General features: G+C 32.6%; 15 protein-coding genes. 4 read left to right on the plus strand and 11 right to left on the minus strand.

Annotated elements, in window-relative coordinates:
* Positions 1-110: 110 nt before the first annotated feature.
* On the plus strand, positions 111-635 hold the full coding sequence (locus EV196_RS01325; protein WP_243652151.1) for a heavy-metal-associated domain-containing protein: 525 nt from the start codon (positions 111-113) through the stop codon (positions 633-635).
* A 54-nt stretch (positions 636-689) separates the two neighbouring features.
* Here EV196_RS01325 and gldD read toward each other — a convergent pair whose 3' ends face one another.
* From gldD to mutY, 4 genes are all read right to left on the minus strand, one after another.
* Positions 690-1271: a gliding motility lipoprotein GldD gene (gene gldD, locus EV196_RS01330; RefSeq protein ID WP_132214109.1), complete on the minus strand. Its 582-nt coding sequence runs from the start codon at positions 1269-1271 to the stop codon at positions 690-692.
* Entirely contained in the window at positions 1272-2576 is a 1305-nt protein-coding gene (locus tag EV196_RS01335; RefSeq protein ID WP_132214111.1) for a gliding motility-associated protein GldE, read from the minus strand.
* A gap of 52 nt (positions 2577-2628) precedes the next feature.
* A complete protein-coding gene (locus EV196_RS01340; protein WP_132214113.1) occupies positions 2629-3081 on the minus strand; it encodes a single-stranded DNA-binding protein in 453 nt (150 codons plus the stop codon).
* A 106-nt stretch (positions 3082-3187) separates the two neighbouring features.
* A complete protein-coding gene (gene mutY / locus EV196_RS01345) occupies positions 3188-4231 on the minus strand; it encodes an A/G-specific adenine glycosylase (protein ID WP_132214115.1) in 1044 nt (347 codons plus the stop codon).
* 108 nt (positions 4232-4339) lie between these two features.
* Here mutY and EV196_RS01350 point away from each other — a divergent pair, with 108 nt between their 5' ends.
* Both EV196_RS01350 and EV196_RS01355 read left to right on the plus strand, forming a co-directional pair.
* On the plus strand, positions 4340-4660 hold the full coding sequence (locus EV196_RS01350) for an HU family DNA-binding protein (RefSeq protein ID WP_262711322.1): 321 nt from the start codon (positions 4340-4342) through the stop codon (positions 4658-4660).
* Between the two features lie 520 nt (positions 4661-5180).
* Positions 5181-6728, plus strand: coding sequence for an Rne/Rng family ribonuclease (locus EV196_RS01355; RefSeq protein WP_132214117.1), 1548 nt, complete (start codon positions 5181-5183; stop codon positions 6726-6728).
* Between the two features lie 350 nt (positions 6729-7078).
* Here the strand turns inward: EV196_RS01355 and EV196_RS01360 are convergent, their stop codons facing one another.
* The 3 genes from EV196_RS01360 to ypfJ all read right to left on the minus strand — a co-directional run bounded on the left by EV196_RS01360 (position 7079) and on the right by ypfJ (position 10010).
* Positions 7079-7462, minus strand: coding sequence for a hypothetical protein (locus tag EV196_RS01360; RefSeq protein ID WP_132214119.1), 384 nt, complete (start codon positions 7460-7462; stop codon positions 7079-7081).
* A 185-nt stretch (positions 7463-7647) separates the two neighbouring features.
* Positions 7648-8919, minus strand: coding sequence for a DUF2254 domain-containing protein (locus EV196_RS01365; protein WP_132214121.1), 1272 nt, complete (start codon positions 8917-8919; stop codon positions 7648-7650).
* 188 nt (positions 8920-9107) lie between these two features.
* The gene (gene ypfJ, locus EV196_RS01370) at positions 9108-10010 is read right to left on the minus strand and encodes a KPN_02809 family neutral zinc metallopeptidase (protein WP_132214123.1); all 903 of its coding nucleotides are present in this window, start codon (positions 10008-10010) and stop codon (positions 9108-9110) included.
* A gap of 193 nt (positions 10011-10203) precedes the next feature.
* On the opposite strand from ypfJ, the gene EV196_RS01375 reads away from it, so the two are divergent.
* Positions 10204-11310, plus strand: coding sequence for a lipid II:glycine glycyltransferase FemX (locus EV196_RS01375; protein WP_132214125.1), 1107 nt, complete (start codon positions 10204-10206; stop codon positions 11308-11310).
* Between the two features lie 145 nt (positions 11311-11455).
* On the opposite strand, the gene EV196_RS20275 is transcribed toward EV196_RS01375, so the two are convergent.
* From EV196_RS20275 to EV196_RS01395, 4 genes are all read right to left on the minus strand, one after another.
* A complete protein-coding gene (locus EV196_RS20275) occupies positions 11456-12277 on the minus strand; it encodes a class I SAM-dependent methyltransferase (protein WP_132214127.1) in 822 nt (273 codons plus the stop codon).
* Between the two features lie 128 nt (positions 12278-12405).
* Positions 12406-13446 (minus strand): NADP(H)-dependent aldo-keto reductase, encoded by a 1041-nt coding sequence (locus EV196_RS01385; RefSeq protein WP_132214129.1) that lies wholly within the window; start codon positions 13444-13446, stop codon positions 12406-12408.
* Positions 13447-13758: 312 nt separating this feature from the next.
* On the minus strand, positions 13759-14718 hold the full coding sequence (locus EV196_RS01390; RefSeq protein ID WP_132214131.1) for an OmpA/MotB family protein: 960 nt from the start codon (positions 14716-14718) through the stop codon (positions 13759-13761).
* Between the two features lie 37 nt (positions 14719-14755).
* The gene (locus EV196_RS01395; protein ID WP_132214133.1) at positions 14756-15520 is read right to left on the minus strand and encodes an exodeoxyribonuclease III; all 765 of its coding nucleotides are present in this window, start codon (positions 15518-15520) and stop codon (positions 14756-14758) included.
* Between the last annotated feature and the right edge of the window lie 76 nt (positions 15521-15596).

The raw sequence follows: 15596 nt of genomic DNA on the forward strand, positions 1-15596 counted from the left end.
AAATTTCGTAAAAATTTTGGTGAAAAAATAATTTTAACTCGTTTTTAATATAGATTTATCATTAATAAACCTGTTTATTTTGTAAGTTTGCTTGAATTTTAATATTTGAAATGATGAAATCAATAAGAAATATAATGATGGTTGCGGCAATAGCTCTATTTGCCATGAGTTGTAAAAACGAAACCAAACCAGAGGTTAAAACTGTTGAAGTGGCCACCGAAACTTCTAAAACCATGAATCCGAATGCAACCTATGCCAAAGCAGAATTCACTATTGAAGGGATGACTTGTGCTATGGGTTGTGCTAAAACTATTGAGAAAAAAATAGCAAAAATGGATGGTGTTAAATCTGCCTCTGTAGATTTTGATAAAAAATTGGCTATGGTTGAATATGATGAAGCTAAAGTAAACCCTGCTTTATTAGAACAAACTGTTACCAAAGTTTCTGACACGTATAAAGTTACTAACATGAAGGCCGGCAGCTCTAGCAAAACAAGTTGTATGGAAGCATGTGACAAAACAGGTTGCGAAGGCAAAACGGATGCAGAAAAAGCAGCTTGCCAAGAAGCTTGTAGTGCAAAAACCGCATCAACCGTTACTAAAAAAACTTGTTGTGCTACAAAAGCAAAAGCATAATATAAAAGAATAATATTTAGAAAGCTTCTCAATTTTAAAAATTGAGAAGCTTTTTTATTTCCAGTGAAGCGATTCCATTATTTGAATCATATCCTTTTGCAGGTAATTTGCAGCTGGCAAAATAGAATCGTAATTAGGTTTGGCGTAAAAATAAAGTGATCCTACCAAAAAATGCTTAATACTATCGGTTACATAAAATTGTGCTGGCGATGCTACATTTCCTTTTACTTCGGAAAAAACACCATATACTTTCCTTTCATTATTTTCATAAGGAAACACAGGGATTTCATCTGCTTTAATAGTATGCTCTAAGGTAAATTTTTGTGCATCTTTAAGATATTCCATTAAAGTTATGGAATCACCATCTATAGCTTTATAGGTTAAAAATATGGTGCCTTTAAGTGATGGATATTCTATATTAATACCATAACTCTCTTTGGCAGCTCTTAACTTTTTATACTTAATATCAGATGCTAAGCTATTGGTTTCAAAGTAAAAAGGCACTTCTAAATTCATTTTTCTATACTGTGCTTTCGGGTAATCCAACCTTAAATAGGCTTTAGGTTTTGGAATATAGTCTTGTCCACATGAAAAACACACCATGATTACGACCAATAAGTAAAGATTATGCTTCATTTAAGTTATTGTGAATTTTACAAGCTTTATCCGTTTTTTGTCTAAAGCTTCAATTTTAAAAACGTAATTTTTAAAATTTATTTTACTGTTTAGCTTTGGAAAGCTACCTGAAGTTTCCAAAACAAAACCAGCAATAGTTTCAGCTTCTCCTTTATTATCTTCAAAAACGGTTACATCTTCAACTTTAATAATTTTATAAAAGTCTTTTAAGGCTGTTTTGCCTTCAAAAACATAATTATTATCATCTAGTTTTGAATAGGTTAAATCGTCATCATCAAACTCATCACTAATATCTCCAACAATTTCCTCTATAATATCTTCTAACGAAATAAGCCCCGATGTACCACCATATTCATCAACCACTACGGCTAAATGTACTTTCATCTCTTGAAATTCGGCCATTAAATCGTCCAACTTTTTATTTTCCGGAACAAAAAAAGGCTCCCGAATCAAGGTCGTCCAATCAAACTGTTTTCTATCAATATAGGGTAATAAATCTTTCACATACAGAATCCCTTTTATGGTGTCTATATTATCTTTATACACAGGAATACGCGAATAACCATTTTTCACTATTTCTGGCATAATATCGACATATTTCTGCTCTATATTCAGTGCGAAAATGTCAATTCTGGGGCGCATTACTTGTTTGGTATCTGTATTACCAAAAGACACGATGCCTTGCAATATTTTATGTTCTTCCTTTGTCGTATCTTCTTCACTTGTTAGTTCTAAAGCTTGTGACAATTGGTCGATGCTTAAATTCGATTTCTGCTTTCCTAATTTATTATGAATACCAATAGTTACGCTACGCATGGGTAAACTTAATGGTGATAATAGCACGTCTAAAACTTTTAGTGGATATGCCATAAAGGTGGCGAACTTTAAATTATTACGGCTGGCATAAATTTTAGGAAGAATTTCACCAAACAACAAAATTAAGGAAGTAACAACAACAACTTCAATTACAAATTTTATTACAGGAGATGAAATGCCTGAAAACAAATCGCTGGATAAATAAGCAAAGAGAATAACAATACCAATATTAATAAAGTTATTGGCTACTAATATGGTGGCTAATAACTTTTTAGGGCGATCTAGTAAATTTGTTATTATTTGAATCCGTTTCGATTTTGCTTCCAATCCTTTTTCTATATCGGTTCTAGAAAGCGAAAAAAGAGCTACTTCGGCACCAGAAACAAGTGCAGAACAAAACAAAAGCAAAAACAATAATACAACGCCTAAAACAATTGAAAAATCAATTGCAATCATTAAACTTTTAAAACTCGTGGGGTCAGGGTCCAAGTAATATGGTTTTAGTTATACAAAATATCTCGTTACAGAGAGACATCTATTATTAAAATGGTAAATCGTCTTCTTCTTCCTCAATAGGTTGTGGTGCTTGTGGTTGTTTAGCAACAGGTTTTTGAGCTGGTTTTGATGCGGCGCTTGATGCATTACTTTCACTTTCTTTTTTAGTAGATAAAAAGGTGAAATCTGTACATTGAATTTCTGTAGAATAACGTTCAGCACCACTTTCATCCTGCCATTTTCTGGTTTTCAATCTGCCTTCAACATAAACTTTATCACCTTTGCTTAAATACTTTTCGCAAATTTCGGCAGCTTTATTTCTAACCACAATGTTATGCCATTCGGTGTTGGTAACACGTTCGTTGGTTTGCTTACTAGTATAGGTTTCATTTGTTGCCAAAGGAAATCTACCAATACAGCCACCACCTTCAAAATAATGCATTTTTACTTCATCACCCAAATGCCCAATTAGCATCACTTTATTTAACGTTCCAGACATAATTATAATATTTACAGGACAGCAAAATTACTGAATTGCTTTGCATTTTAAATACTTGCTTTCCGTTTTTTTAAAATTAATAAAAAAATTGATTGCTATCATTAAACTAAATAAAATTAAAACTTTCAATAAAATTACCAATTAATATAGGTACCGCATATGTATGAATTTCTTCTTTAGGAATACTTTCAGGCAAGATAGCATTCACTTTCACAATCCAAAATTTAGTATATAAATGTTGATGCGATAATTTATGTACAATAGCATCTTCATTATAAAGCGACCATTCAAACGACGTTTCATGTAATAAAGGATGCTTTTTTACAATTGTTTCAAAATCATTAAACTCTAAATTTTTTGTTGTTTCAATTAAAGGAAACTGATATAAATTCTGCCATATACCCTTACCTTCTCGTTTTTCAAGAATGGTGTTTTCTTCATTATCAATAAAAACTAAAAAATTAAAGTGCTTTTTTTTCGCTTTCGCGGATTTTATTTTAACAGGCAATTCGCCCATTCTGTTTTCACTAAAAGCAATACAACCACTATTAAATGGGCAGATAGAGCAATTGGGGCTTTGCGGTTTGCATTGTGTAGCGCCAAACTCCATAATGGCTTGATTATAATCTGCTGGATTATTTTTATCAATCAATGTTTGGGCTAATTGTTTAAACTCCTTCATCCCTTTGGATGAGTTAATAGGAGTATCAATGCCAAAATAACGCGACAACACTCTGTACACATTTCCATCTACAACCGCTTCTACCCTATTAAAACAAATGGAGGCGATGGCACTTGCGGTATAATCGCCAATACCTTTCAGTTTTAATAAGTCTTTATATGTGTTTGGGAAAACCCCATTTAATTCATTGGCAATATATTTGGCGGTAGCGTGCAAATTTCTGGCTCTTGAATAATACCCCAACCCTTGCCATAATTTTAATACCTGGCTTTCTTCAGCGTTCGCTAAATGAAAAACTGACGGAAATTCATCTGTAAATTTGGTGTAATATGGCAAACCTTGAGCCACTTGTGTTTGCTGTAAAATAATTTCTGATAACCAAATGTAATAAGGGTCTTTTGTTTGCCTCCACGGAAGCTCCCTTTTGTTATTTGAATACCAGTTATTTAGAGTTTTTGAGAATATCATTAATTAAATAAATGCTGCGAACAAAAATAAACGTTTATAATCTTAAATTTTAATGAATTAGGTTTGAAATATTGAATTTTAAATTCCTATATTTGCATCCCTTTTAAAATTTATAGTAACTTAAAAAAATATATTAAAATGACTAAGGCTGATATAGTAGCAAAAATTTCTGATAAATTAGGAATTGAAAAAGGAGATGTTCAAGCAACTGTTGAAACATTTATGGAAGAAGTAAAATCTTCTTTAGAAAGTGGTGATAATGTTTACTTAAGAGGTTTTGGTAGCTTTATTATTAAAACAAGAGCTGAAAAAACTGGTAGAAACATTTCAAAAAACACTACCATTAAAATACCATCTCATAACATACCTGCATTTAAGCCAGCAAAAGTTTTTGTTGAAGGCGTTAAAACAAATGTAGACGTTAAATAAAAATGCATTGGCTGGAACAAGTTTTCAGTATTAAAATAAATTATTAATCAAAAAAACACACTATTTATGCCAAGTGGTAAAAAACGTAAGAGACATAAGGTAGCAACGCACAAAAGAAAAAAACGTGCACGTGCTAACCGTCACAAAAAGAAAAAGTAAGCCTTAAAAAGTAGTTATATAAACTACTTTTTTCGGTTAAAACCCTCTCAAACTCTGAAAGGGTCTTATTAAAACGTTCTTTGAAATGAGTTTATTAAATTTTTAGACGCTTTTTGCGTTTTATAAACTCCACGGATATTAAAAAATCCTGTGAAAAATATTGTTTAATCCATCTGTACCGTTTGGTTTTTGGTTGATGGTTTTGGGTTAGTGGTTTTTGGTTGATGGTTTTGGGTTTTTGGTTGATGGTTTTTTAGTAAAAACCTAAAACCTTGAAACTTTGAAACCTTGAAACTTTAAAACCTTAAAACTTTGAAACTTTGAAACTTCAAACTAAAAAGTATGGATAAAAATTAACTTAATGGATAAAGAATTGATCATTCGATCTGGTTCCGAGCACGTTGATTTTGCCTTATTAAAAGATGGAAAACTTATTGAATTACAGAAAGATGAAGATGGAAACAATTTTTCGGTTGGTGATGTGTTTATAGCCAAAATACGAAAAGCTGTTCCTGGACTAAATGCTGCATTTGTTAATGTAGGCTATGAGAAAGATGCATTTTTGCATTATCATGATTTAGGACCTAAACTACCTTCTCTTTTAAAATTCACAAAAAGTGTAAGCACAGGTAAACTAAAAGATTTTACTTTAAAAAATTTCCCATTTGAAAAAGATATTGATAAAGACGGCAAAGTTGCCGATGTCTTAAAATCAAATCAATCGCTATTGGTACAAATAGTAAAAGAACCCATATCAACCAAAGGCCCTAGAATAAGCTCCGAGCTTTCTATTGCTGGTAGATATATTGTTTTAGTACCTTTTTCTAACCGTATTTCTATTTCTCAAAAAATAGAAGACAAAGAAGAAAAAGACCGCTTAAAACGATTGGTAAAAAGCATAACGCCGCCTGGGTTTGGCATTATTGTACGCACCGTAGCACAAGGCAAAAAAGTAGCCGAACTAGATAAAGATTTGCAAAATTTGTTAGGTCGTTGGACCGCAATGTGCAAAAAGCTACACAAAGCACATCATCCAAGTAAAGTATTAGGAGAAATGAATAAAGCCTCGTCCATTTTACGAGATATATTCAATGATACCTTTACTGCTATTCACGTTGATGATGAAGCGCTTTACATTCAAATTAAAGATTATGTGCAAGAAATTGCACCAAACAAAGAATCAATAGTTAAATTGTATCAATCAAACGTCCCCATATTTGAAAAATTTGGGATAGAAAGACAAATTAAAACCTCCTTTGGTAAAACCGTTTCTATGGCAAAAGGTGCGTATCTTATTATAGAACACACCGAAGCTTTGCACGTTATAGACGTGAACAGCGGTAACCGCTCCAACAAAGCAAACAACCAAGAGGACACAGCACTAGAAGTTAATTTAATAGCGGCTACCGAAATGGCTCGCCAATTGCGTTTACGCGACATGGGAGGCATCATAGTAGTTGATTTTATTGACATGACGAGTGCCGAAAACAGGCAAAAACTCTTTAACCACCTTCGCGATGAAATGAAGGACGACAGAGCAAAACACAAAATATTGCCTCCAAGTAAATTTGGTTTGATACAAATTACTAGACAACGCGTTCGCCCAGAAATGAATATTAAAACTAAGGAAGAAAATCCTGATGATATTAATAACGGCTCTGAGGTAGAAGCACCTATAGGTATTGTGTCTAAAATAACACACGACCTAGAACAACTATTAAAAAAAGACTATAAAAAGCTGACCTTAAACACACATCCTTTTATAGCAGCCTTCTTAACAAAAGGTTTTCCATCAACACGTTCAAAATGGTTTTTTGAACACAAAAAATGGGTTAAAATTTTACCAAGAGATGCTTACACGTATTTAGAATATCATTTTTTCGATAAAGATGGTAATCAAATTAAATAATTCTAAAAAGCCTTACTATTTGTTTAGTGAGGCTTTTTGTTTTTAAAATATTTTTGGGCAATTGCTAAAGCACCGCGCTTTCCGCTATATCTTTTTAAAAACGTCATTGCGAGGAGGCACGACGAAGCAATCTGCCAATTTCTATTTCAAAATTAAACTTCATGCATTTCATTTTTTAAAAAGGATGCCGCTGCAATCGCTATTGCGAGTGTAGCACTAGCCACAAATTATAGAATTAAATTAACTTTTTCGACTTACTTTGTAAATCTAGCGATTAATATAAAATATGTGAACTTTTTTTAGAACGAGACAGCTATCGCCTTTAAAAAACATATTCTAGAGAGGGGTTATTATCCTTTTGAAAAAACATAAAGTGATAACATAAATAAAATTGTAGAAAATACATCATATAAATCATATAGAATAATTTTATATTTTGGCTCTTTGTTAAGTATAGCTTTCCTCTGTTTTTTATTTAATTTATGATAGAAATAATAAAAATTAATTAGACACAATAAAACTATGGGTAAAAATAGAATTATAAAATTAAGTTTTATTGAAGTAAATAGATGTAAAACAATTACAATTACTGTGTTAAAATTAACTGCTTGGGTAAATGATAAATGCAATACAATACTTATTGGCGTTTCATATGCAGCATTTTTTTTAAGCCTTTTATAATAGGCTGCAAAAAAATCTAACCAAAAATCCTTGAAAAATTCTATAATTTTCATTTCAATATTTTGAATGATTTATTTTTTATTATTCAATAAATCTTGTTTTATCTCATACCGCCACTAAGCAGAGCTTAGCGGTAGTGCATGACAAAACAGATTAAATCTAAATGTTTTAGGAATTAACAACTATAATGAAGTAGCACTAAAAGTATCACATGCGTTGTATTAATGCTAGTTTCAATTTAAGCAATAGACTTAATATAGCTTAAATCGCGTTCGTTAGTAATAACATCTTCGGCGTCCAAAATTAAATTAGCTATTTCTTCATCTATAATATTTCGATAGTTTACATTTTCCTTACCCACAATCTTTTTTAAATGAAAAAGCATTATTAGCAGTTTTTCTACAATTACAACATCGTGTTTACAGTAAGTTCTCAATTCTGCCATTACCTGAAAAATCAATGTTTTAAAATTAACAGTCGCCATACTCACATAGGCAACATCATCAATATATATAAAACTTTTATCCTTTTTTTGAATACGTATAGCAAACAATTGAGATAAATAATCTATGGCATTTAAAGCGGTTCCGGGATCGTTAATACCTGGTGACATGGCTTTAACGGCCACTTCTGTAATTTGTTTAAAAGCAAGCACATAATTATCATCAACAAATTCACTTTTAGAAAAATCAAAATGCTCGGTAATACTATCAATTACTTCGTCTTCCAATTCTTTTTCACTTTTAAAAAGGGTATTTTTTTCAGAAATAAACAAACCTTTTACAACAGCCACATCAATTTTCACCTTATTGTCTTTGGCTATATTTGCAATGTTTTTTACTGAAACATTCTGCAAATATCCCGACTGTTTCGATTCATATTCATCCCAATTGCTGGAGTTGGGAAAATCACCTTCATTGTACTTTTCGTTCTCAATTAAATACAACATTCTCTGCTTCGAAATATTAAAAATCTTATCCATTATGTTATTAATTTGAATTCCCTGAGAAATGGAATGAATAAAATAAATGAAAGCTCCAAGACAAACAACCATGAATATAATAGCAAACAGCACTGCGAAACCGGGTAATTGATATTTGTCTCCATTAGGTTCTATGTAAACCAAAATGAACGTACAATAAAGTATGGAAGCAATGTATAGTCCCAAAATTATTTGATGCCTTCTATTGCTAATTAAACCGGGCAACAATCGGGGCGAAAAATTACTAGAGGCTTGATTGAGCAATATCATTACCATTGAAAAGCTGAAAACCATAATAGAAATAAGTCCGCCAACAAAAGTTGTAAGAAGGCTTCTAGCGGTTTCAGTATTGTTTATTACTAATGAGGGAAATGTATCAAGAAGATATTTGGAAATTCCGTTTTCTTCCAGATAAATTAACACATAAGTAAAAACTAAACCTAAAACAGCTAAGAGCGTAGGATAAAAAGCAATTTTATCTGTTAGGCGATAAATTTTTCTTAAAAAGAAAAGCAGTTTGTCTTTCATATCATTGATTTTTATAGACTAAAGATAAGATAGTTTGATTATCAATCTGTATGAAAAAACTATTTTGTTTGATATTTAACTACACAACAACACATTAAATTTAATGAAACTTAATAGCTCTGCAAATTCAACTTAGCGGTAGCGGATTACAAAACAGAAAAAAACATAAATATTTCAAAAAACAATTGCTACAACGAAGTAGCACTAAACGTATCGCCTTGCGATAGATCGCCCGTATCAAATCCCTTTTTAAACCATCGCATACGCTGTGCAGATGTGCCATGTGTAAACGAATCTGGAACGACCCTGCCACTCGATTGTTTTTGCAACCTGTCATCGCCAATGGCGTTGGCGGCATTCATAGCTTCTTCTAAGTCGCCGGTTTCCATCATCTGCGTCATTTCTTGCGAATGATGTGCCCAAACACCTGCTAAAAAATCGGCTTGAAGCTCTACTCTTACGGAGTATTTGTTGTATTCCGTTTCACTAAGTTGCCCTCTTAATCGGTTCATTTTATCTGAAATTCCGGTAATTTTCTGGATATGATGCCCTACTTCATGGGCTATAACATATGCTTGAGCAAAATCTCCAGGCGCATTTAACCTACGCTCCATTTCGTCAAAAAAGCTTAAATCTATATATAATTTCTCATCACCAGGACAATAAAACGGCCCTGTAGCACTAGAAGCAGATCCACATGCAGATGATACGGAGCCTGTAAAAAGCACCAACTCTGGTTCTCGATAATTTGGTAATAACTTGTTCCAAACATCTTCAGTATTTGCTAATATAGTAGCACTAAATTCGGCCAATTCTTGATCTTTAGCAGTCGCTTGGTAAGGTGTAGATGATTCTGTTTGCGTTGCTCCGCCACTTAAAAGTTGTGTAATTAAGGATAGAGGATTTTTACCCATTACCAAAGATACCACTATGAAACCTCCCACTATTAATAAGCCTACTTTAGAAAAAAGGAGTTTTACCAATGGCGCTAATAATGTAGGATTATTAAATCCGCCTATGCCTTGTCCTGTCCCACTTTTACCTCTACGATCATCAACATTATCACTTTGTCTTCTACCTTTCCATTTCATATTTAAAACTATTTTTTAAATTTTATTGGATCAATTTACATATAATTTTAATGTTACAAATGAAATAAATTAAAGTTGTTATAAATTTCATAAAAAAACGTATTTGAAGCACCTCTTTTTAAACAAAAAAGGGAATCAAATTACAGATGATTTTAAATTAAGTATATGATTTCTTAGCTTTGCCGCAAAAAAAATGATTTGTGAGTTAGAGCGAAAAGATATTGAAGAATTTAAAACAACAAATATATTACCACAAACACCTTTTTGGGGACGTGTAAAAAGCGAGCAAGGGTTTATTCCTCAAGGTTTTGAATTGACTATTTCTAAAAACCTATTAATAAGCAATGCTAGTTCTTTGGAAAAAGAAGTTGAAGACTTGTTAATACTCATTAAATACATAAGCAATGATACCTGCATTGCTTACGTCCCATATGGTCCAAAATTAGTACCTACATTTGAGAACCAAGGTTTGTTTTTAGAACAACTATCTGAATCCATTAAGCCACACTTACCTCCCAATTGCATCTTTATACGCTATGATTTAATTTGGGAAAACCAATGGGCAACTGAAAAAGAATATTTCGATAATTCTGGTAATTGGATTGGGCCACCGCCTAATCAAACTCAAGAATTTAGAGTCAATTTTGGCACAACCAATTGGAACTTACATAAGAGTGTACAAGATAACCTTCCCAAAAACACTTTTTTCCTTGATTTAACTTTGGAAGAACAAGACTTGCTTTATAACATGAGATATAATACGAGATACAATGTGAGAAAAGCGAATAAAAAAGGTATTAGAGTTCGTGAATATGGTATTGAACATATAGATTCATGGTACAAACTATATCTTGACACAGCCATTAGGCATGGTATGCCTTTACAAAATCAGGAGTTTTTTTCTACCATTTTAAAAAACCAGGATAATAACAAAAATGGCGTAACCGTTAAGATGTTAATGGCCGATATTGATGACAAGTTCCTTTCTTCCATGTTTTTAGTTTTATCAAAAAAAAGAGGCACCTATTTATATGGTGCATCTAAATCTTCTAAAAAAAACTCTATGGCGAGTTATGCGCTGCAATGGGAATCTATACGCATGGCAAAAGCATGGGGTTGTACAGAATATGATATGTTTGGGTCTGCACCAAACTTAAATCGAGCCCATCCACTACACGGCATTCATGTCTACAAAAAAGGCTTTGGTGGAGACCTTTATCATAGAATGGGATGCTGGGACTACCCATATAATAAAAAACTATACGATTTTTATAAGTTACAAGAAGCACAAAAAAACTAAAGGTTAAAATAAAAAGCAGGAAATTAAATTGATGGATTAGGAATTAGATTATGCACTGCACTAATTTGTTCTAACACCTCATCACTTAAAGTAATTGCAATGCTTCCTATATTTTCTTTTAACTGTTCCAAACTTGTAGCGCCAATTAATTTTCTGCCCCAATAAAGTTAAAATTGAATTCTGCGGAATATGCTATTTTTGAATGATGCCATATAGTAAATCCTGAATTCTCGAACAATCTTATGTAATTATGAGAAAAAGAACTTTCAAAACCAAAAGGATATGAGTGAGGCTGTTTAGAAAAATCATGACCGATTGCTGTAGGCTCGATGGCTATAAAAATCACATGACCTAATTCATTTAAAAAATCAAATAATTCTTGCAATTTTGACTCTGTAAAATATTCTAAAACGCCTCTTGAAGTAACAATTATCATTCCACTAGTACCATTTTTCTTTAACCAATCAAAACCATCAATGGCTAAAAATTCTAATTTAGAATTCTTTTCAAAATCAATTTTATTCCTTTCTATTTGAGCAATACTTAAATCGATACCAACAAAATTATCTATTTCAATTAATCTTGAACTTAAATATTCCAGCACTTGCCCATTTCCTGTACCAATTTCAACTAAGGTATGATAATTTATCGATTCATTTTTCAATTTTTCTTGAAGCATATCTATCAAAAAAGAACATTTGGGCTTAAAAAAGTTTTCTAGAATATTAGTTGTGTACGAGAAATACCCCTCTCCCTTCTCTATCCAATAATTTTTATGAAATTCTGATAAGGCATCAAAATTTTTATTTTCTACTGCCTTTTTCATGATTGCATCACGCATTAATCGTTCTTTAAAAGTCAGCTTTTCTGGAATGGTTAACCCTTTTTCTACCAACCTTTTAGCCTTAATTGGTTGAAAAAAAACAAGCATATTCCCAATAATGACTTTAACCCTAGCTTTAATCATAGTTTTAACTTTATTTAAATATATCTATAAAAAACATTCAAATTATTCTTTTTTAATAACATACGCACCATGAGTAATAAAAAACATAAATTATTTCTGGCCGATCGTTTTTTTTAAATTTAATAATTTTAAGTTGCTGGATTTGGTATTAAAGCATGTACTTCATTAATTTGTTCTAACACTTCATCACTTAAAGTAATTGCAATGCTTCCTATATTTTCTTTTAACTGTTCCAAACTTGTAGCACCAATAATAGTACTGGTTAAAAAGGGTTGTTGGGTTACAAATGCTAAACTCATTTGTGCTAAAGTCATATTATTATCTTCTGCTATTTTCAAATAACGTTTTGTGGCCTCGGTTGATGCTTCGCTACTGTAACGCACAAACCTTGAAAACAAATTTAATCGAGCATTAGCATCGGCATTTCCTTTTATGTATTTACCAGAAAGCACCCCGAATGCCATGGGAGAATAGGCTAACAGCCCTAAATGTTCACGCATTGATATTTCTGCCATATCACCTTCAAAACCCCTATTAATTAATGAATAGGCATTCTGAATCGTTTTCATTCTGGGTAAACTATGGTTTTTAGATTCTTCCAAATAACGCATGGCTCCCCAAGCTTTTTCATTGGAAATACCAACTTGACGAATTTTACCTTCTTTAATTTGACCATCTAAAGCATGAAGGACTTCGTTAAAATTATCGTTCCAAGCATCATTAGGATCGTGCTTATAATCGCGCGTTCCAAACGTGTTGGTTTCCCGCTCTGGCCAATGTATTTGGTATAAATCGATATAATCCGTTTGCAGTCGTTTTAATTCAGCATTTATAGCTTCCGAGATTGAGTTTCCACTTAAGCCCGTTGTTCTTATATGTGCTGAGTAATCACTAGAACGACCTATTATTTTACTTGCCAAAACAACTTTATCACGATTATCCGTTTTTTTTAACCACGAACCAATAATCTTACTGGTTTTACCTTGGGTTTCTGGACTTGCTGGCACGGGATACATTTCGGCGGTATCTATAAAATTAACGCCTTGTTCTATGGCATAATCTAATTGTTGATGGCCTTCTGCTTCTGTATTTTGGTTACCCCAAGTCATCGTGCCCAAACATATTTTACTAACTTTTATATCGGTTTTTGGTATGGTGGTGTATTTCATTTTAAGATTATTAAACTGCTTAGATATTTACATTTCTAGACAGTTCTATTAGATTTTAGATGAATTGATAAAGATAAAAAAACCTTTCAGTTACAAATGAACTGAAAGGTTTAAAACTGTGTTAAGGTTTTTTTTGTTAGGGATAGAAGCGGCATCCTTTTTAAAACATTTGTGTAAAAAGCTTAGTGAAAACTATAAATTTACAGATTGCTTCAATCGTTCCTCTTTCTCAATGACGTTTTAAAAAGATACAGCCCTTCGTCTACGCTCAGGATAAACTCCAAGCGTGACCCTTATGGTAACGCCCAAATTTTAATTATCGTTTAACAATTTTGAAAGTTCATCTAACTTTGGTGTTAAAATAACTTCGATACGTCTGTTTTTTGCTTTGCCTTCTTGTGTTTCATTGGTAGCAATTGGGGCAAACTCACCACGACCTGCAGCCGTTAAATTTTCTGCGTTTATAGATGCATTTTCTCGTAAAATATTCACGATAGCTGTGGCACGTTTGGTTGATAAGTCCCAGTTACCAACTATTTGTCCGCTGCCTTGGTATGGCACATTATCGGTATGTCCTTCTATTAAAATAGCGATGTCTGGGTTTTTGGCTAAAACAGCGCCTAATTGTTGTACGGCTCTACGCCCTTCTACACCCACTGCCCAACTTCCTGAGCTAAAAAGCAATTTATTTTCCATAGACACATATACTTTTCCATCACGCTGTTCTACGGTTAAGCCTTTGCCTTCAAAATCGGTTAAAGCTTTAGAAATAGCATCTTTTAAGGCAGTCATTGCTGCATCTTTAGCTGAAATAACTTTCTCCAATTCTGCTACACGGTTTGAACGATCTTGTAATTGTTTTTTAAGATTTTCTAAACGTTGGTTTTCGTCTGCCAAAGCTTGTTCTTTAGCTTCCAACTGTGCTAATAATTCTCTGTTTTTTTCTGAATTGGCACTTATTGAGGCTGAACTGTTTTTCTCTAAAGCATCGTAAGACGATTTAAGTGCATCCAAATTTGCTTTTGTAGCATCGTAATCACTTTGTAGTTTATTACGTTGTGCCAATGTTTCAGAATAATCTGCTCTAAGTTCTTTCAACTCATTTTCAGCTTTTGTTTTATCGAAAAGCAAGTCTTCATTTTCATCTGAAAGTTTTCTATTGGCTTGTTTTAAATTAGCGTATTTATTTTCTAAATCTTTGTATATTTTAGGGGAAACGCATGAAGATACGAGGACTAATGTTAAGACGATTAAGGAAATTCTTTTTTTCATTTTTAATTTCTTTTTGGGTTTGGTTATAATTATGGGTTTAATTTTCTATTTCTAATAATATAGGACAGTGGTCGCTGTGTACGGCATCCGATAGTATAACGGCTCTTTTTATCTTTTCTTGTATGGCGTTAGAAACCATGGCATAATCTAATCGCCAACCTTTGTTATTGGCTCTAGAATTGGCGCGGTAACTCCACCATGTATATTGATGTGGTTCTTTATTTAAATGACGGAATGAATCTGTAAACCCATTAGTAATAAAAGCACCTATCCACTTACGTTCGGCAGGCAAAAAACCGGAAGTATTACTCAATCCTTTTGGGTTATGAATATCAATTTCTTCATGACAAATGTTGTAATCTCCACAAATAACTAAATTAGGGATATCCTTTTTAAGGTTTGAAATATAATCTTGAAAGAGATCCATGTACTCGAATTTATGGTCTAGCCTAGCATCGTTTGTTCCTGATGGTAAATACAAACTCATTACGGAAACACCATCAAAATCGGCTCTAAGGTTTCTGCCTTCAAAATCCATGGAAGCAATCCCTGTACCATATTCTACATGATTTGGTTCTATTTTACTTAAAATGGCAACACCACTATACCCTTTTTTTTGGGCGCTAAACCAATAATTATACTTGTAACCTGCTTCAGCAAAAATATCTAAATCTAATTGTTCTTTTAATGCCTTAATTTCTTGCAAACAAATTACATCTGGATTGGCACTTTTTAACCAATCTATAAAGCCTTTATTTAGAGCTGCGCGAATGCCGTTTACGTTGTATGAGATAATCTTCATGAAATAAAATTAGAATTTCAGCTAAAATAAATAATGCGTTACTTTTACACTATTATTTTACATCACATTTAACAAA

It is taken from the genome of Mariniflexile fucanivorans (assembly GCF_004341235.1).
Classification (GTDB): Bacteria; Bacteroidota; Bacteroidia; order Flavobacteriales; family Flavobacteriaceae; genus Mariniflexile; species Mariniflexile fucanivorans.

Coding starts and splice junctions, on each gene's coding strand:
- EV196_RS01325 (WP_243652151.1), top strand. CDS start 111: ATGATGAAATCAATAAGAAATATAATGATGGTTGCGGCAATAGCTCTA.
- gldD (WP_132214109.1), bottom strand. CDS start 1,271: ATGAAGCATAATCTTTACTTATTGGTCGTAATCATGGTGTGTTTTTCA.
- EV196_RS01340 (WP_132214113.1), bottom strand. CDS start 3,081: ATGTCTGGAACGTTAAATAAAGTGATGCTAATTGGGCATTTGGGTGAT.
- mutY (WP_132214115.1), bottom strand. CDS start 4,231: ATGATATTCTCAAAAACTCTAAATAACTGGTATTCAAATAACAAAAGG.
- EV196_RS01355 (WP_132214117.1), top strand. CDS start 5,181: ATGGATAAAGAATTGATCATTCGATCTGGTTCCGAGCACGTTGATTTT.
- EV196_RS01360 (WP_132214119.1), bottom strand. CDS start 7,462: ATGAAAATTATAGAATTTTTCAAGGATTTTTGGTTAGATTTTTTTGCA.
- EV196_RS01365 (WP_132214121.1), bottom strand. CDS start 8,919: ATGAAAGACAAACTGCTTTTCTTTTTAAGAAAAATTTATCGCCTAACA.
- ypfJ (WP_132214123.1), bottom strand. CDS start 10,010: ATGAAATGGAAAGGTAGAAGACAAAGTGATAATGTTGATGATCGTAGA.
- EV196_RS01375 (WP_132214125.1), top strand. CDS start 10,204: ATGATTTGTGAGTTAGAGCGAAAAGATATTGAAGAATTTAAAACAACA.
- EV196_RS20275 (WP_132214127.1), bottom strand. CDS start 12,277: ATGATTAAAGCTAGGGTTAAAGTCATTATTGGGAATATGCTTGTTTTT.
- EV196_RS01385 (WP_132214129.1), bottom strand. CDS start 13,446: ATGAAATACACCACCATACCAAAAACCGATATAAAAGTTAGTAAAATA.
- EV196_RS01390 (WP_132214131.1), bottom strand. CDS start 14,718: ATGAAAAAAAGAATTTCCTTAATCGTCTTAACATTAGTCCTCGTATCT.
- EV196_RS01395 (WP_132214133.1), bottom strand. CDS start 15,520: ATGAAGATTATCTCATACAACGTAAACGGCATTCGCGCAGCTCTAAAT.